Genomic DNA, 17056 nt, shown 5'->3' with positions numbered 1-17056 from the left:
GGTGCGCCCGAAATCAATTGTCGTCGGCGGGAACATATTCCACGCCGGTAATGAAATCGGGGCGGATCCGCACTATTCGGTGCCGGGGTCCGGGCAGGGTGGTGGGGAGCAGTCGGCGATAGTGCGCGAGTTCGCTCGGGTCGGTCACCTCCTCCGCGGTTCCGGTGACGATAACGCACCATCCATGCTGCGTATCGTGGTCGATGGTGTCGGCCTCGTAGGCCACCACCTGCCGGTCCGACGACAGGGTGATGCCCGGATTGGCGTGGATGACGATCAGCCCGCCCTCCACCAGATGGTTCACCGGCCGGATGGTGGGTAGGGCGTACCGCGAGAATGCCACTCGCCCGAACCGCACACTGCCCAGCAGTCGCAGCGAATCCGATGTCGACAGTTCCCGCGGCTGAAGTTCCTCATGCACGGCAACACCCCACAAACTCTCTCCACCATCGGTATGCGACCGCATTCCCGCTGGGACACGAAGTATTCCATGTTTTCCGGACTCGTGACGGACCCGTTCTCGAAAAAGTGCGGACGCATGATTTGTGGTGCGGGGGAGCGAAATTGCGCCCGGCGGAGTCCATCTGTCCCGGACGGTTGGAGCGTACGATATGCGTGACACATTCCCGGGTCCCGACGTGCGGCTCAGGAGCGCAGCGTGCCTGGAGGAGGCGAGCTTGACCGATGCCTCGCCGCCGATCCCGCCACCCCGGTCCGGAGACTTCGACCCGACGCGACTGGCGGACAGCCAGGCGGCCTATATGGATTCGAACGACCGTCTCATCCGGCGACTGTTCGACATCGGCCTCCGGTTGCATACCCTGCGGGCCGAGATCGACCATCCCGATCCCGCGCCGGAGCGGATGCGAGCGGCCGGTACCGCGGTCGGCGAAATCCTGGACGGGCTCGATATCGTGATCAGGGATGCCGGGTTGGCCATGCTCTCGCTGGCCCGCGAGCACACCGCGCCCGGCAACGGGGACGGCGGCACAGTCCGGTAGGTGTGCGGTGCTCCCGGGCGGCGGGCGCGTCGCGCGGTACTGTCTGGATCTGATGATCACTGGTCCGGCGCGTTTTCTTCCGGGACTCGAACAGTTCCGGGGCTATCAGCGGGCGTGGCTGCGGCCCGATGTGCTGGCCGGGGTCACAGTCGCCGCGTATTTGGTCCCACAGGTCATGGCGTATGCGGCCGTGGCGGGACTCCCGCCGGTGACGGGACTGTGGGCCGCACTGGGCCCGCTGGCCGTGTACGTATTCCTCGGGTCGTCGCGGCGGCTGTCCGTCGGCCCGGAGTCGACGACGGCGCTGCTCACCGCGGTCACCCTGGCCCCGCTCGCGGCGGGCGATCCGAGCCGATACGCCGCACTGGCGGCAATGCTCGCGCTGCTGGTGGGAGCGATCTGTGTCGTCGGATCCATCGCGCGCCTCGGTGTCCTCGCCGAACTCCTCTCCAAACCGGTGCTGGTGGGGTACTTGGCGGGGACCGCGGGTGTCATGATCGCCAGTCAGTTGGGCACGGTGACCGGGGTGCGCGTGGACGGTGGCACGATTCCGCGTCAGGTGCGCTCATTCCTGTCGAATATCAACCAAGTGCACTGGCCCACAACGATACTGGCTCTTGTTGTGCTGGCCGGACTGCTGGCGCTGAGGCGGTGGGTGCCGCGTGCGCCCGGGCCATTGCTCTCGGTGCTGGGTGCTTCGCTGGTGGTCGGGGTCTTCTCGCTGAGCGAGCGCGGTATTCGCGTGGTGGGGGCGGTCCCGGCCGGTATACCGGTGCCGGGAGTCGCGGGAGTCGCCGTCTCCGATCTCTCCCTGTTGTTCTTGCCCGCCATCGGGATTGCGCTGGTCGGGTTCTCCGATAACGCACTCACCGCCCGCGCTTTCGCGGCTCGTCACGGTGAACGCACCAATGCCAACGTGGAACTCGGCGCACTCGGCGCGACCAACCTGGCATCCGGTGTGCTGCACGGCTTTCCGGTCAGTTGCAGCGCCAGCCGCACCACCATCGCCGATGCCGCCGGTGCTCGCACACAAGCCTATTCGGTGGTGGCGCTCGGCACGGTCCTCATCGTTCTGTTCGGCGCGCGCGGTATTCTCGCCGAATTCCCGACGGCGGCGCTGGGTGCGCTGGTGGTGTACGCGGCCCTGCGCCTGATCGACCTTCCCGAGTTCCGCCGCATCGCGCACTTCCGCCGCAGTGAACTCGTGCTCGCCCTGAGCACCACCCTGGCCGTGCTGGTGTTCGGCGTCCTCTACGGGGTGGGCATCGCCGTCGCCCTGTCCATCCTGGATCTGCTCCGCCGGGTGGCCCGCGGTCATGACGCTATCCAGGCGTTCGTTCCGGGGATGGCGGGTATGCACGATATCGACGACTACCCGGAGGCGAAACCCGTTCCCGGCCTGGTGGTCTACCGCTATGACACGCCGCTGTGCTTCGCCAATGCCGAGGACTTCCGGCACCGTGCGTTGGCGGCGGTGACCCTGTCCGAACAGTTGCTACCGCGCGACCTCCGGGTTCCGGTCCGCTGGTTCGTGCTCAATGCCGAGGCCAATGTGGAAGTAGACCTCACCGCACTCGACGCACTCGAACAACTACGGGCCGAATTGGCGTCCCGGGACATCGTTTTCGCGATGGCCCGGGTCAAACAGGACCTGCGTGTCGCTCTCGAGGCGGCGGGCCTGGTGGACCGTATCGGGGCGGAGCATCTCTATCCGACCCTGCCGACGGCCGTCGCGGCTTTCCGGCGCGCGACCGGGGCATAGCGTCACCGCGATCTGGACCGTAATCTCGAAGCCAGTACCGCCGCCTGCGTCCGCCGCTCCATCCCGAGCTTGTTCAACAATCGCGACACATAGTTCTTGACGGTCTTCTCCGCCAGGAACATTCGCTCGGCGATCTGTCGATTGGTCAGCCCGTCCCCGAGCAGATCCAGCAGCTTGCGCTCCTGCTCGGTGAGTCCCATCCACGGCCCGTCCGGCGGATGTGTACTGCGACGCATTCGCTCCATCAATGCCGCCGCCGCCCGGTTGTCGAGCAGGGACCGCCCGGCACCGACCTCCTTGATGGCCTTGGCCAATTCCATCCCCTTGATGTCCTTGACCACATATCCACTGGCCCCGGCCAGAATGGCATCCATCATGGCCTGCTCATCGGTGTATGAGGTGAGGATCAGACAGCGCAGGTCATCCAGCCGGGACAATAACTCTCGGCAGAGCTCGATTCCGTTCCCATCGGGCAGGCGTACATCCAATACCGCCACATCGGGCCGCAGTGCCGGGATTCGAGCCAATGCCTGCGCCACATCCCCGGCCTCCCCGACGACCGTGAGATCGGGGTCCTCCTCGAGCAGGTCGATCAACCCGCGCCGAACGATCTCGTGATCGTCGACTAGAAACACCCTGATCATGACCGCGTCCGATCTGTCGGTAGCGAGACGACCAACCTATCCTGACCGCGTGGTCCAGCGGCATGGTCCAAAGACTCTATTTCCCCGCGGAATCAGCGTGGAGAATTGCTGTTCGCCCCTTCCGCTGAGATCGGGCCCAATCATGAAGAATGGCTTCCCATGGCACTGAGTTGGAAGCTGATCATCGACAGCGGAAACGCCCCCACCCTCGCCGATTTCTGGGCCGCCGCCCTCGAATACGAGGTCGAGGACCCCACGGCGCTGATCGAACAGCTACTCGCCGCCGGGCATCTGCCCGAGCGGGCGGTAGCCGAGCACAACGGCCGCAAGATCTTCCGCGGCTACGCCGGAATCCGCCACCCCGACGACCCGTTCGACCAGACCAGTGGCGTCGGCCAGGGCCGTCGCCTGCTCTTCCAGGATGTCCCCGAGAAGAAGACCGTCAAGAACCGCCTGCATATCGATATCCACAGCGGGCCCGTCGATCTCGCCACCCTGGTAGACCGATTGGAGGCCCTGGGAGCGACCCGTGTCCGCGAGGTCGACCAGGGCCCCGCCGGTCACTGGTGGGTTATGCGAGACCCGGAGGGCAATGAATTCTGCGCCGCATAGCCGCCGTCCATGCCATTCGGGAGGCTCTGTCCGGCGAATAGCTGTCGCGCGCGTCCAGCACCCACTTCAGTTGTTCTAGTGGGGGATTGATGGGAGGGCTTCGGACACCGGCGGGCCGCGCTGTCGGGATCAGTGAATGGGGGAGTGCTGCTGATCAACGTGGCTACTGCGGTGAGTGCCGGATCCGTTCTCCTGCCCCTTCCAACATATAGCGCACCAGGGGGATTGCGGCAAGGCCCGGGGGATGCCGCAGAATCGCTGGGCTGGATCAGAACCTGCGGAAATGGGAGTACCTGAATGCGTGTTGGTGTCGACGACCGGAACGAGCGGGGACGCGTCGAGGGACTCGGAGGGGAGCAGGATGTGCTGGATACCGATGTGATCATTGTGGGGGCGGGCCCGGCGGGCCTGATGCTGGCTGGTGAGTTGAGTCTGGCGGGTGTGCGGTCGCTGGTATTGGAGCGGCATGCGCAGCCGCCTACCGGTACCGCGCTCAATGTCGGCATGCTCGATTCGGTCAATCTCGCGTGGAAGTTGGGTGCGGATATCCACGGTTGGGCGCCGACCGGGCTGGTGGAGACCTACCACGACGAACGCCACTACGCGGGCACCCGCGCACAGCTGCAGTCCCGTGCCCAGGCGGCCCTGCGGCGTGGACACGACGCGGCCGACGACGCGTTGCGGCAGGTCTTCCAGGAACTGTTGGCCGATGAGCCCGCACTGCGACGGATGGGAGACCTGGTCGGCCACAACGATATCCGCTATCCGATGCCGGGCTCCGACCACGTCTTGGTGGGCACCTTCGCACCCGACCTCACGCTGCACACCGATCAGGGCGTCATCAGTGTCGCCGAACTCATGCACTCCGCACGGCCGGTCCTGCTAGTCCTCGCCGACCGTCCGGACCTGCGGGAGGTCGCGGCAGGCTGGCAGGATCGCGTCGATATCCGGACGGCCAAGACCGATGACCGGCCGGCCGACGCCCTACTGATCCGCCCGGACGCCCACATCGCCTGGGCCGCAACCATCGACGAAGCGGTCGATACCGCCGAGCCCGCGCTGCGCGAAGCCCTCACCAGCTGGTTCGGCACGCCGTCGGACCAGGCGGAGCCGGACGGTGATCAGCCCGCCTGATCTCCCCGAACGTCGGATGACGCGGGCACCGAGCTGTTCCGGTGGGATACGTCCTGCGGCACTGCCGGCCAGGACGGCTACCAGGGAAATGGCGGCGAGGACCAGATACGCGCGAGCGTAACTGCCGGTCGCCGCCGACAGCGCGGTGCCCGCCCAGGGGCCGAGCGCCATCACGACCACCACGGGCGCCCACAGCAGACCGTTGAGCCGCCCGTAATGCGTCGCGCCCCAGCGATCGGTGACCGCGGTGGCCTTGACCAGGGTGAAAATTCCGCGGACCAGTCCCGCGCCGACCGATACCGCGATCAATGCCAGCACGCCGGTGGCGAGGCCGAGCAGCGCGGTGGCCGCCACGGTCGCGACGAGGACGGCGACCGTGCGGAAGGTGACGGTGCTGCGCGCGGAGAGCGGGAGGTAGCCGATGCGGCCCAGTACCTGTCCGGTACCGCCCAGTCCGAGCGCGACCGCCGCCAGGGTGGGGGAGAAGCCCCGTTCCTGCAACAGCGGAACGAGATTGAACACTCCGGCCGCCGTGGTGAACGCGCCCAGGCACAGCGCGATAGCCAGCACGATGAAGGCGGGGCTGCGCGCGATGGCGGCGTGGTCGTCGAAGCCGTCATGGAGCGGGGCCGGCGGGTGCGGCCACGGGCCACCCAAACCGAACCAGTGCCCGGGGATCGTCACGATCGCGAGAACCGCGGCGAGTACCAAATAGACGGTGCGCCAATCGGTGCGCTCGTCGAGCACAGCGGTCAGCGGCGCGAACACCGTACTGGCCAACCCACCGGCGAGGGTGAGGACCATCAGGGCTTTCACCCGATCCTCACCCCACCAGCGCGTCAGCGCCGCGAACGCGGGCGGATACAGCACCGCGCCCATGGACACCCCCGCGGCGAACCAACCCGCGTAGAACACACCGAGATTCGGTGCCAGCGCTATCACCAGCAGTGCGGCGACGGCGAGCACCGAACCGGAGGTCATCACGGCACGAGGTCCGATGCGGTCCAGCGTGCGGCCGACCGGTATCCCCGTGAACGCGGCGGCGAGCTGGCCGAGCGAGAACGCCGCAGTGATCATCGGCATGGACCAGCCGGTATCGCGGGTGATCGACACCGCCAGCACGGGGAACGCGTAGAAGAGAATGCCCCAGCTGGTGATCTCGGTCAGGCACAGCACCGCCAATACCCGCCGCAGACCGGCACGGGGGAGAGTGCCGGTCCGCGAATCGATGTCGAGGTCGGACATCGAAGGATCAGTTGTCCCGCGCCGCACCGACCGTGATCAGTGCCGGGGCGGCGCAACACCCGCCATCGCCCGCCGCGGCCTCGGGATCATCGAAGTTCCCGGCACCACCGCACACCCCGGTCTCGGGCAAGGTCAGCTCGACCCGGGCCGCGGACTCATGATCACCGGCCAATTCGGCCGCGATACTGCGCACCTGCTCATACCCGGTCAGCGCCAGAAATGTCGGCGCGCGGCCGTAACTCTTCATTCCGGCGAGATAGAACCCCGGCTCCGGATGCGTAAGCTCTTTCACCCCATGCGGATACACCGTCCCACAGGAGTGCACATTCGGATCGATCAAAGGTGCCAACCCGATCGGGGCCTGCAGGACCGGATCGAGGCCGAGCCGGATCTCCGACAGCCACGCCAATTCCGGACGGAATCCGGTCAGCGCCACCACGTGATCGACTCCCGCCAGCCGCTCACCTGCCTCGGAAACCAGCACCACCTGTCCATTGTCGCCGGGTTCGACCGCGGCGGTGCGGAATCCGGTGACCACCGTGAGCAATCCGGCATCGACGGCCTGCTTGGCGCGCAGCCCCAGGGCGCCACGTGCGGGCAGTTCGTCGGAGGCGCCGCCACCGAAGGTATTACCGACCTCGCCGCGGCGCAGTACCCAGGAAATGCGGGTGCCGGGGGCCTGCTCGGCCAGCTCGGCCAGCACGATGAGCGCGGTCAACGCCGAGTGCCCGCTGCCCGCGATGACCGTGTGCGCACCGGCATAGCGGGCCCGCACCCGCTCGTCCTCGAGATCCGGCACGCGGTATGAGATCACCTGGGCCGCGGGAATTTCCCCGAGTGCGGGCAGCCCTTCGCCGCCGAGCGGGTTCGGGCCGCCCCAGGTCCCGGAAGCATCGACCACGGCGCGCGCCAGGACGCGTTCCTCGCGACCGTCGGTGTGCCGCAGGTGGACCGACAGCGGCTCGCTGTCGCGTCCGGCGTCGACGACTCGATCGCGGCCCCGTCGCGCTATCCCGACGACCTCGACACCGACGCGAACGACGTCCTCGCCGAGGGACTTCGCCAGCGGTACCAGATACTCGTCGGCCCACTCGCGTCCGGTCGGATACGAATCCGCGGGCGGCGCGGACCATCCGGTGCCGTCCAGCAGGCGACGGGCGGCCGGTGCGACCAGCTCACCCCATCGGGAGAACAACCGCACATGATTCCATTCGGCCACCGCCGCACCGGCGGTCTGGCCGCGTTCGAATACCAACGGTGCCAACCCGCGCTCACGCAGTTCGGCTGCCGCCGCCAGTCCGATCGGCCCGGCACCCACCACGACCACAGGCAGTTCGTTCATCAGAGAATCCTTTCATCGATGCTCATCGATTAATTGCCATGAACTGTATCGACGAGCGTCGATGAACGCAACCATCGATGTGAATCGATATAGTGGGGTCATGACATCGCTGGACATGCCGGTCGTACGCACCGACCCCCGCGTCGACGCGCTGCCCGTCGCCGATGCCACCACCTACGCGGGCTGGTTCGCCTGCCTGGCCGACCCGACCCGGGTCCGCCTGCTGCACCACGTCGCCACCCGCCCCACCGGTATCACCGTCGGCGAACTCGCCGAAGCACTCGGTATCGGACAGCCCACGGTCTCCCATCACGTTCGTAAACTGGCCGAGGTCGGTTTCGTCAATGTCCACAAGGACCGCACCAGCACCGTTGTCGCGGTCAATCCCGCCTGTTGCACCGGCCTGCCGCATGCCGCGGACGCGGTGATGGGTGTGCTGCCGCCACAGCCGTGCTGCCCCGACGACGTTCCGGCCGACGTATCCGTCCGCGCTCCGACCGCTGCGGACTGGGAGGCGGTCCGCCGCATCTACGGCGAGGGAATCGCCACGCGCAACGCCACTTTCGCCACCGAGGTCCCCACCCGCGAGGAACTCGATGCCCAGTGGCTACCCGACCATCGGTGGGTCGCCGAAATCGATGGCGAAGTCGTCGGTTGGGCAGCCCTCTCCGCGGCCTCGACCCGTGACTGCTATCGCGGTGTCGCCGAAACCTCGGTCTATGTCGCCGACGGGATGCGCGGCCGCGGCGTCGGCAAAGCCCTGCTCCGCACCACGGTCATCGCGGCCGATCAGGCCGGGCTGTGGACCCTGCAAACCTCGATCTTCCCGGAGAACCGCGTCAGTATCGCCCTGCACCACCAGGCCGGATTCCGCACCCTGGGGGTCCGCGAACGCATCGCCCAGCTCGACGGCGTCTGGCGTGACACGGTCATCCTCGAACGCCGCAGCGCGGTCGCCGACTAGCTCAGATCGAACAATCGGGCCGCGTTGTCGTGGCACACCTTGCGCAGCCAATCGTCACCGAGTTCGAGACGCTCCAGCGCGGACAGCGCGTGACTGTAGGTGTACGGGATATTCGGGAAGTCGCTGCCGAACATGATCCGGTCGGAGAAGTCCCGCAACCGCGCGCGTTCACCGGGTGGGAAGGGGTCCGCGGCTTCGAAGAAGTCGGTGAAGTTCATGGTGGTGTCGAAGTGGACACTCTCGAATCGCTGGGCGATATCGAGGAATTCGGTGTATTCCGGAGCGCCCATGTGGGCGATGATCAGCCGCAGGCGTGGAAACCGGCGCAGCAGATCGACAATCGGCTCGGGACCGGTGTACTCACCGGCGGCGGGACCGGATCCGCAGTGGATGAGGATCGGAATCCCGGTTTCCTGCAACAGATCCCAGACGCCGTTCAGCAGGGGATCGCCGGGATCGAAATGGCCGACCTGCACGTGCACCTTGAAGATGCGCGCCCCGGCCTCGATGGCCGCCTCGACGTAACCGGCGGCATGGCGCTCGGGGTAGAAGGTCGCCGTGTGCAGGCAGTCGGGCGTGCGGGAGGCGAAGTCCGCGGTCCACTCGTTGAGCCAGGCCGCCATCTCCGGCTTGTGCGGATAGACGAGCGAGGTGAAGGCACGAACGCCGAACCCGCGCAATGTCTTCAGGCGCACCTGTTCCTCGTCGCGGTAGGTGATGGGCCAGGTGCGGCCCGCGGTGAGCGGCCCGGCCGAGTCGAAGTACGCCCACACCTTGCGCATGACCTGCTCGGGCATGAAATGAGTATGGATATCGATAATGGCGGGCAGCCCGAGCCGAGCCCGGAACTCGGCGATGTAGTCGTTCTCGGTTCCGCCGGTCACCGGGGCTCCTTATTCGTGCTGAGGCGGGTAGACCGCGCGGGCATAGTCGCCGACTCGCGTAATGAGGCGATCGAAGAACTGGTCCGGATCCGTGCCGATCACAATGTCGGCGTTGGGATCGCGGCCCCACATTCCGGTCCAGTCGGCGACGGTGGTTGCCCGAGTGATGCTACCGACCAGTTCAACATCGACTGTGGCGGGTCGGGTGACGGCCAGTCGCGGATCCAGAGCGACCGCCGCGGCGAACGGATCGTGCATATGCGCCAGATACCCCTGGTCGTACAGGCGGTGGAAGTCGAAGTAGAACCGCACCGCATCGGTGAAGTAGCGAATGATCGGATTGCTCGCCGCCGATCGCGCCTGCGGCGGATCGCTCTCGGTCACGGTCTCCACCGGCGTACTGCCTGCCCGCTCGCCCAGCAGTACCAGGTGTTTCGGCCGCATCTCGATCGTCTCGGTAATGTCCAACGCGCAGACGATGGGCCGCCGCCGCGGGGGTGCGGCGGAAAAGGCGTCGAACACCTCCTTGGCGGCCTCCGGATCGACGTGCACGTTCCACTCATTGGTGGGTGTCGTATTCCCCGGGTGATTGAACGCCCCGCCCATGATCACCAGCCGCTGGAGCAGTTGTGGCAGCGCGGGTTCCAGTCGCAGCGCCAGCGCCAGATTGGTGAGCGGCCCGGTGCACAGACCGATTATCTCGCCGGGATGGGCCCGTGCCAGATCAACCCACAGCTGTGCTGCTGACCGCGAGGAAACGGATCGCTCCGACAAGGGCAGTTCCGCGTACCCCACACCCTGCGGCCCATGGGTGTCCTCGGTGGTGCGCAGCGGAATCGCCAAGGGTTCCGCCGCACCCAGTGCCACTTCGATATCCCCGACCCGGCACACATCCAGCCAGGCCAGGGTGTTGGCCGCCACCTGTGCCGCGGGCACATTGCCCGCGGTGGCGGCGATGCCGATGATCTCGGCCTCGGGGGAGGCGAGGAGATAGAGCAGGGCCAGCGAGTCATCGATACCGGTATCGACGTCCATGATGATCTTCTGCCGCACGGTCCGAGCCTAGTCCGGCTCAGTAGGACGGCACCTCGTAGTCATCGGTCTTACTCACCATCTTCATCACGACCGGGCGGAAGAGCCGCGTTGTCATGAGCTTGCCCACGGTCTGGGCCGCCCGCAGGCCGAACTCGCTCTTCGGCAGCATCATCGAGAGTCCGCCGCCCGGCAGCTCCTTGGCCGAATCGAGGAACGGCGTCACCGCCGCCTCGTATCGCGCCAGCGCTCCGGCGAGATCGCCGGGGGTGGCGGCGATTTCACCGGCGAGGATATACGCGCCGACAATCGCCATGGCGGTACCCATACCGGTCATCGGCGATCCGCAGAAACCGGCGTCGCCCAGCAGCGTGACCCGACCGGCCGACAGGCTCGGCATATCCACGCGATCGAGCTCGTCGAAGTAGAAGTCGGTCGAATCGGGCATGGCCGCCAGCACGGTCGGAGCCAGCCAGCCCGCATCGGCCAGCATGGCGCGAATGAGCCGCTGCTGCGCCGCCACATCGCGACGCAGTGCCGGGTTCACCTCGGTCCGCAGCGTAATGATGGCCTTGCAGGTGGACGGGTCGGCGTCCGGACGAATGCCGACCGAGGCATTCGGGATGGCATGCGTGGTCATCCAGTTCGGTTCCACTCCCGCCGGTGTCGGCAGGGTGAAGAAGGACATGTACCCGCCCAGATAGGTGGTGAATTCCTCCTCCGGGCCGAAGGCGAGCCTGCGGGTGGCCGAGTGCACGCCGTCCGCACCGACCACCAGGTCGAAACGTTCGGTCACACCGGAGGCGAAGGTGACCTCGACCCCGCTGTCGTCCTGCGTGAGCGCCGATACCCACTCGCCGTAGCGGTAGTCGAGTTCGCCTCCGACATTGGCGATCTCGGTCAGCAGCACCTGGTTCAGATCACCGCGCGATATCTCGATCTCGGCCACGGGGCCCTTACCGTCGAACATATCGGCGGGCATCCGGTAGAGGGTGTCACCCTTGCGGTTGACGAGAGCCATACCTTCCTCATGCAGCTGGTATTTGCGGATGCCGGCCATCAGTCCCATGCGCTCGGCGATTTCGCGGCTGGGTCCGCGCAGGTCCACCGCCTGTCCGCCGGGGCGCGGTGCGGGGGAGCGCTCCACCACGGTGGTGCTGACTCCGGCGCGAAGCAGTTGCAGGGCAACGGCATTACCGGCGATGCCGCCGCCGCTGATCAGGATCCGGAGATTCGGCGTCGTGGTGCTCATCAGGTGACTCCCTCGGTGAAGAACGTTTGTCTAAGACATATGTCTAACAGACTTTGATACGTATGTCTAGAACAAATGTCTAAGACGCTGGTAGATTGGCGGTATGGGAAACCGAGAAGATCTGATGGCAGGTGCGCGGAAGGCGATTCTGGAGCGCGGATTGGCCAAGGTCACCGCCCGCGATATCGCCTCGGCCGCGGGGGTGAGCCTCGCGGCCATCGGCTATCACTTCGGCTCCAAGGACCGCCTGATCACCGAGGCGCTCACCGAAACCATGGGCACCAGCGTCGGTGACGCCTTCGAAGCCGCGATCAGGACCGCGGGGGAGGGGCGGTCGCTCGCGGAATCGGCACCTTTCAGCTGGGACGGCATGGTCGATGCCGTGCTGCGGCACCGCGACGAAATACTGCTGAGCTTCGAAAACGCCGTGCGCATCGCGCGTTCGGAGGAATCGCAACAGTTCATGGCCGAGACCGTGGACCGGGCGCACGTCGATCTCGCCACCACCGTGAGTGAGGTGTATCCGGAGCTGTCGGAGGCCGAGGCGAAGGCGGTGGCGAAATTGTATTTCGGGGTGTTCCAAGGGATCGCGGTGCTGTCGCTGATCGCCCCCACCGGTGACCTGATGGACGGTAACGATTTCGCGCTTGCCGTGAAAGCGCTCGCCGGGAGGTAATCGCTAGCCGGGCGGAATATTCCGCAGCCGCGAAACCGCGAGCACGGCCAGCACCAGCGCGGCCCCCGCGGCAATGGCGGCCGTGACATGCATGCCGGTCAGGAAGGCGTGTTTGGCGGCATGGGCGACCGCCGTTCCCAGATCTCCGGGTAGCCCGTGGGCGACATCGATTGCCGCACCGAGGGTGTCGCGGGCGGTATCGGCATCGGCGTCACGCAGCCCGTAGGGCAGTTTGTCGGCCAGCTGGGTCCGGTAGATGGCGATACTGATACTGCCCAGTATCGAGATACCGAGCGCCCCACCGAATTCGGCCCCGGTCTCCGACAGTCCGGATGCGGCCCCGGCCTGCTCCGGCGGCGCCGACCCGACAATGAGTTCGGTGGTAATGCCGAAAACCGGTGCCAGGCCGAATGACACCAGCAGTGATGCCGCGATGGTGAGGGGCACACCGTCGGTAATGTCGAGCTGGGTCAGCAGGAGCAACCCCACCGCCGCCATCGCCATCCCGCCGCCGATGATGTACGCCGGGCGCACATGGCGCCCGATCCGCGGTCCCAGCTGGGAGCCGATCATGAACCCCAACCCGGCGGGGATGGTCGCCAGCCCGGCCCGCAGCGGCGACATATCCAGCACCAGTTGGAAATACTGCGCCACGAACAGGAAGTAGCCGAACGCCACGAAGATAGCGAGCATATTGATGGCCAGTGCGGTCCGGAAGGTGCCGAACCGGAATAGTCGCAGATTCAGCATGGGGTCGGGCGAGGACAATTGCCGCCGTACGAAGACCATGCCGACCAACAGACCGGCCAGCAGGGCCGGTACTGCGGACCCGCCCACCCCGTCCTGGGCGGCTGTTTTCATTCCCAGGACGACCAAAAGCATGGCGCCCGTGCACAGTACGGCGCTGAGTGGGTCCAGGCGATGCGCGTCCGGATCCCGGTACTCCGGCAGCACCCGGGGCGCCAGCACGATGAGCAGCACCATAACCGGCACCGCCAATAGGAAAACCGAACCCCACCAGAAGTGTTCGAGCATGAGTCCACCGGCCAGGGGGCCGATGGCCCCGCCGACCGAGTAGGACCCCACCCAGACGCCGATGGCCACCTGTCGTTGCACGGCATCGGGAAACATGGTGAAGATCAACGACAGTGTCGAGGGCGCGAGCGTCGCCCCCGCGACGCCGAGTAGCGCGCGGCAGCCGATCAGCACCGGAGCCGAGGTCGCGAACGCGGCGATAATCGACACCACGGCGAAGGCCGCCGCCCCCACCATGAGTAGTCGTCGGCGTCCGATCCGATCGCCGACCCCGCCCATGGTGAGCAGCAAACCCGCCACCAGGAACCCATAGACGTCGATGATCCAGAGCAATTGCGAACTGGTGGGCCGCAATTGGGCGCTGATCTGTGGTACAGCGAGATGGAGAACCGTGAGGTCCATGGAGTACACGAGGCACGCCAGGGCCAGCACCGCCAATCCTGCCCATTCCCGCTTCCCCACCTTGGCAGTGCCGCCATCCGTGGCGGTGAGCAAGGGCCCAGGCGTGTCCACGATGACGTCCTCCATCTGCCGCGCCGGCAAGGCTGTCGGTACTGACGATGTCGGTTTCAGGATCCCATCTATTAACGCTACAAACGCCTGGTGGACACTGGAAATTCAGGAATCTCGAGATGTATGAACAGGTGCACGTTCACGATCTTGATCACCCTGTGATCCGGTTGCGGTCCGGCGTTGGCACCCGGGTGACGGCCCGGTTGGGAGCCGACGTCCAGTCTGGTCAACGGGGTCTCGCGGTCGCATGGCCCGCCCTCGGAACATGCGGGCAGGGGTCATGGATCGCAACAACCGATGTGGCGCACGGCCGTCCGAGAATCCCGAGCGTACGCGGCCGCGCAGCGACACGGGACCCGATCGAAGGGAACGCGAAAAAGATACCCGCACAGTAAGATCGGGGCATCCGATAGGTTATCGGCCGGTCGCTACGCCCGGTTCCGGTCGCGGGGCGGCATCGACGACTAGCCGGCCCGCCAGGCGGGCTCGTTCCCGCCGTACGGCGGAGCGGGCCAGGGATAGTCGGGATATTCCGTGAGTGCCGGTACCGCCGTGACGACCGCGTCGTGCGCGGCCGTGAAGTCCACAGTGGGCAGGCGCGCGGGTGCGTGCTCGGAGAGCCGGCCAGGCGCGTCGAGTAACCAGGATGCGGTGCGCGCCAGCGCCACTCGCACATCGCGACCGACCCCATCACGCTCGCGCGCATCCAATGCGTCGACGACACCGGCCGCCAGTAGATATCCGCTGGCATGATCGAGCGCCTGCGCGGGCAGTGCGCCCACCGGCGACCCACCACCCGAATGCTGTTGCGTGCCCTCGATGAGCGAAATCCCCGAGGCGGCCTGCACAATGCTGTCGAAACCACGCCGTGCACCCCACGGCCCCGTCTCACCCCAGGCACTGACCCGTGCGTGCACGATCCCGGGCCGCAGTCCGGCGGCATCCAACCCGGCCGCTTCCAGCGCCCCCGGTCGATACCCGGTGACGAGAACATCGGCGGTGCGCAGCAATTCGTCGAAGACCGCGCGATCGGCGCGCAGGTCGAGCAGCGTGGACCGTTTGCCCTGACAGACGTCGAGGTACTGCCACGGAATTTCCGGTAGTCCCGGCGGATCGATCCGCAGCACATCCGCACCCAGCAGCGCGAGCGCCCGGGTGGCCACCGGTCCGGCGATGACCCGTGTCAGGTCGAGCACTCGCACGCCGCGCAACGGCAGCATCTGCGTTGCCGCGCCGACCGTTTCGAATTCGTCCCGATCCCCGCGCCGGTCAACCGCCACCAGCGGCCCGGCCGCGGCGGCCTTCCCCTGCGGGCTGTCGGCCCACTCCTGCTCCGACCGCACCCGCACGGCGATCGCACCGAATTCATCGGCCCGAGCCTCGATATCGGCGGCGGGCAGTCCGGCGATCCGTGCCACGAGGTCCTCGCGCCCACTATCGGCGGGCAGCGCCAACGCTTCCAACAGGCGAGTTCGATGATGCGGGTAGTTGGCGTGCGTGCGTACCCACCCGTCGGCGGCACGGAAGAACCCGGACAGCTCGGCGAATTGATCGATCCCCGCGCCGTCGATGCGCAATAGCTTCTCACTCGAGAACGCGGCCGCCACCCGACCCGGTTCCAGACGCTGCGGCACCTCCGCGAACCCGCTGGCCTGACGGCGGCGATCGGTAGCGGCGGCGAAGGCCGCGACCGCACCGCCCGCGAGGCTCCAGACCGGCAGCGTGGCAGCCAGATTGGTATCCGGATCCGGTGGTGCGGGCATACTCGATGCGGTGACGCCTATCCCGGCCTCGTAGTCGCGGACCAGCGCTGCACACGTATCCACCCGTCCGACAGTACTGCGCGAAGGAGAATCTCGTTGGTGGCGAATCTCACCGGTACCGCTTGGCTACGACAGCTGCGGCCCGATCCGGTCCCGCGGACCGTGCTGGTCTGCTTCCCGCCCGGCGGTGGCGCGGTGACCGCCTATCGCGCGCTGGCGCAGGAATTCGGCTCCGGCACGGCAGTATTCGCCGTGCAGTACCCGGGCCGCCAGGACCGCCTCGGTGACCCGCTCGTCACCAGCCTCTGCACGCTCGCCGAGCAGGCCGCCGCGGACCTACTGCGCTGGCCCAGCGGAATTCGCCTGGCGCTCTTCGGTCACAGCATGGGCGCGACCGTCGCCTACGAAACCGCCCGGCAACTGGAAGCGGCGGGCCGTGACCTGGCCCGACTCTTCGTCTCCGGTCGACCGGTTCCCGCCTACGCCGAACCGGGCCGCCTGCACCAGGGTTCGGATAGCGACCTGATCGCGGATCTGGAGCGCCTCGCCAACGATGCTGCCGCGGTACAGATGCTGCGCGACGAACCCGGCCTCGCCGAACTCGTCCTACCCGCCGTGCGTGCCGATTACCAGGCCGTCGAAACGTATCGCTATCAGCCGGGGCCGCGGCTGCGCTGTCCGATCACGGCTCTGGTGAGTACCGAGGACCCCACGACGACGGTGGCGCAGGCGGGGGAGTGGAGCCAGTACACGTCCGGGGATTTCGACCGCGGCACCTTCCCCGGCCGCCACTTCTACCTGGACCTGCCCGAAAACGTGGGACCGGTAGCCGATTTCGTGGCCCGCCGTCTCGACAGCACGTACAGCCCGGCCCAGGACAGCACTACGCAGACAGCCACCAGCAGCCGCACCAATTCCAACGCGTCGCGCGGGTAGATCACCCCGGTGATGTAGTGGTCGATGAATCCGCTCGGCGGCAGGCCCGCCCTTCCGGCCTGTCGTCGAGACCAGTTCTCCAGATCGGTGAGCGGACAGTCGACCGCGAACAGAACCGTGCCGAATCCCCAGGCGACCGCGAGCAGGTGCAGCCAGATGGTGCGCGGCCACCGCCAGGCGATGAACCCGCCCACCACCACATAGGCCACGAACACGAAGTGCACGAGCATGGTGATATCGGCCAGTAGCCGGTACGGCATG

The 17056-nt window shown here is 66.9% G+C and carries 15 protein-coding genes and 2 pseudogenes; 7 read left to right on the top strand and 10 right to left on the bottom strand.

Annotated features, from left to right (window positions below; translation table 11 throughout):
• Window positions 1–13: 13 nt before the first annotated feature.
• A complete protein-coding gene (locus NU1_RS11155) occupies window positions 14–421 on the bottom strand; it encodes a pyridoxamine 5'-phosphate oxidase family protein (RefSeq protein WP_212761187.1) in 408 nt (135 codons plus the stop codon).
• Between the two features lie 256 nt (window positions 422–677).
• Between NU1_RS11155 and NU1_RS11150 the strand changes: the two genes are divergently transcribed.
• Window positions 678–1001: a hypothetical protein gene (locus tag NU1_RS11150; RefSeq protein ID WP_157552097.1), complete on the top strand. Its 324-nt coding sequence runs from the start codon at window positions 678–680 to the stop codon at window positions 999–1001.
• Between the two features lie 52 nt (window positions 1002–1053).
• Complete coding sequence (locus NU1_RS11145; RefSeq protein ID WP_067520137.1) at window positions 1054–2763, top strand: SulP family inorganic anion transporter; 1710 nt, start codon at window positions 1054–1056, stop codon at window positions 2761–2763.
• Window positions 2764–2765: 2 nt separating this feature from the next.
• Here the strand turns inward: NU1_RS11145 and NU1_RS11140 are convergent, their stop codons facing one another.
• On the bottom strand, window positions 2766–3407 hold the full coding sequence (locus NU1_RS11140) for a response regulator transcription factor (protein WP_067520024.1): 642 nt from the start codon (window positions 3405–3407) through the stop codon (window positions 2766–2768).
• Between the two features lie 159 nt (window positions 3408–3566).
• On the opposite strand from NU1_RS11140, the gene NU1_RS11135 reads away from it, so the two are divergent.
• A complete protein-coding gene (locus tag NU1_RS11135) occupies window positions 3567–4019 on the top strand; it encodes a VOC family protein (RefSeq protein WP_067520019.1) in 453 nt (150 codons plus the stop codon).
• A 297-nt stretch (window positions 4020–4316) separates the two neighbouring features.
• Window positions 4317–5054: pseudogene (locus tag NU1_RS44200) on the top strand (aromatic-ring hydroxylase C-terminal domain-containing protein); the annotation flags it as partial.
• Here the strand turns inward: NU1_RS44200 and NU1_RS11125 are convergent.
• Window positions 5004–6398 carry an MFS transporter gene (locus NU1_RS11125; RefSeq protein WP_212761188.1) on the bottom strand — a complete coding sequence of 465 codons (1395 nt, stop codon included), beginning with the start codon at window positions 6396–6398 and terminating at the stop codon, window positions 5004–5006. The pseudogene NU1_RS44200 and the gene NU1_RS11125 overlap by 51 nt on opposite strands.
• 7 nt (window positions 6399–6405) lie before the next feature.
• On the bottom strand, window positions 6406–7740 hold the full coding sequence (locus NU1_RS11120) for an FAD-dependent oxidoreductase (protein ID WP_067520018.1): 1335 nt from the start codon (window positions 7738–7740) through the stop codon (window positions 6406–6408).
• Between the two features lie 100 nt (window positions 7741–7840).
• On the opposite strand from NU1_RS11120, the gene NU1_RS11115 reads away from it, so the two are divergent.
• Window positions 7841–8704, top strand: a complete 864-nt coding sequence (locus NU1_RS11115) for a helix-turn-helix domain-containing GNAT family N-acetyltransferase (RefSeq protein ID WP_067520135.1) — start codon at window positions 7841–7843, stop codon at window positions 8702–8704.
• On the opposite strand, the gene NU1_RS11110 is transcribed toward NU1_RS11115, so the two are convergent.
• From NU1_RS11110 to NU1_RS11100, 3 genes are read right to left on the bottom strand one after another with little or no spacing between them, the layout of a single operon-like run.
• Window positions 8701–9588, bottom strand: a complete 888-nt coding sequence (locus tag NU1_RS11110) for an amidohydrolase family protein (protein WP_067520017.1) — start codon at window positions 9586–9588, stop codon at window positions 8701–8703. The two genes, NU1_RS11115 and NU1_RS11110, sit on opposite strands and share 4 nt — an antisense overlap.
• A 9-nt stretch (window positions 9589–9597) precedes the next feature.
• Entirely contained in the window at window positions 9598–10623 is a 1026-nt protein-coding gene (locus NU1_RS11105; protein ID WP_067520133.1) for a nucleoside hydrolase, read from the bottom strand.
• 37 nt (window positions 10624–10660) lie between these two features.
• Complete coding sequence (locus tag NU1_RS11100; RefSeq protein WP_067520016.1) at window positions 10661–11872, bottom strand: FAD-dependent monooxygenase; 1212 nt, start codon at window positions 11870–11872, stop codon at window positions 10661–10663.
• A 103-nt stretch (window positions 11873–11975) separates the two neighbouring features.
• Here NU1_RS11100 and NU1_RS11095 point away from each other — a divergent pair, with 103 nt between their 5' ends.
• Window positions 11976–12548: a TetR/AcrR family transcriptional regulator gene (locus NU1_RS11095; RefSeq protein WP_067520012.1), complete on the top strand. Its 573-nt coding sequence runs from the start codon at window positions 11976–11978 to the stop codon at window positions 12546–12548.
• Between the two features lie 3 nt (window positions 12549–12551).
• On the opposite strand, the gene NU1_RS11090 is transcribed toward NU1_RS11095, so the two are convergent.
• Together NU1_RS11090 and NU1_RS11085 are read right to left on the bottom strand one after the other, a co-directional pair.
• Window positions 12552–14078, bottom strand: a complete 1527-nt coding sequence (locus NU1_RS11090; protein WP_067520131.1) for an MFS transporter — start codon at window positions 14076–14078, stop codon at window positions 12552–12554.
• Window positions 14079–14560: 482 nt separating this feature from the next.
• Window positions 14561–15922, bottom strand: a complete 1362-nt coding sequence (locus NU1_RS11085; RefSeq protein WP_067520010.1) for a CoA transferase — start codon at window positions 15920–15922, stop codon at window positions 14561–14563.
• Window positions 15923–15958: 36 nt separating this feature from the next.
• On the opposite strand from NU1_RS11085, the pseudogene NU1_RS11080 reads away from it, so the two are divergent.
• Window positions 15959–16642 (top strand): annotated as a pseudogene (locus NU1_RS11080) (thioesterase II family protein); the annotation flags it as partial.
• Between the two features lie 11 nt (window positions 16643–16653).
• On the opposite strand, the gene NU1_RS40250 reads toward NU1_RS11080, so the two are convergent.
• Complete coding sequence (locus NU1_RS40250) at window positions 16654–17055, bottom strand: DUF2784 domain-containing protein (RefSeq protein WP_245720058.1); 402 nt, start codon at window positions 17053–17055, stop codon at window positions 16654–16656.
• Between the last annotated feature and the right edge of the window lies 1 nt (window position 17056).

The organism is Nocardia uniformis NBRC 13702 (assembly GCF_001613345.1).
GTDB classification, from domain to species: Bacteria; Actinomycetota; Actinomycetes; order Mycobacteriales; family Mycobacteriaceae; genus Nocardia; species Nocardia uniformis.
This window is presented reverse-complemented; position numbering and strand designations above follow the sequence as displayed.

Coding starts and splice junctions, on each gene's coding strand:
- NU1_RS11145 (WP_067520137.1), top strand. CDS start 1,054: ATGATCACTGGTCCGGCGCGTTTTCTTCCGGGACTCGAACAGTTCCGG.
- NU1_RS11140 (WP_067520024.1), bottom strand. CDS start 3,407: ATGATCAGGGTGTTTCTAGTCGACGATCACGAGATCGTTCGGCGCGGG.
- NU1_RS11135 (WP_067520019.1), top strand. CDS start 3,567: ATGGCACTGAGTTGGAAGCTGATCATCGACAGCGGAAACGCCCCCACC.
- NU1_RS11125 (WP_212761188.1), bottom strand. CDS start 6,398: ATGTCCGACCTCGACATCGATTCGCGGACCGGCACTCTCCCCCGTGCC.
- NU1_RS11120 (WP_067520018.1), bottom strand. CDS start 7,740: ATGAACGAACTGCCTGTGGTCGTGGTGGGTGCCGGGCCGATCGGACTG.
- NU1_RS11115 (WP_067520135.1), top strand. CDS start 7,841: ATGACATCGCTGGACATGCCGGTCGTACGCACCGACCCCCGCGTCGAC.
- NU1_RS11105 (WP_067520133.1), bottom strand. CDS start 10,623: ATGGACGTCGATACCGGTATCGATGACTCGCTGGCCCTGCTCTATCTC.
- NU1_RS11100 (WP_067520016.1), bottom strand. CDS start 11,872: ATGAGCACCACGACGCCGAATCTCCGGATCCTGATCAGCGGCGGCGGC.
- NU1_RS11095 (WP_067520012.1), top strand. CDS start 11,976: ATGGGAAACCGAGAAGATCTGATGGCAGGTGCGCGGAAGGCGATTCTG.
- NU1_RS40250 (WP_245720058.1), bottom strand. CDS start 17,055: ATGCCGTACCGGCTACTGGCCGATATCACCATGCTCGTGCACTTCGTG.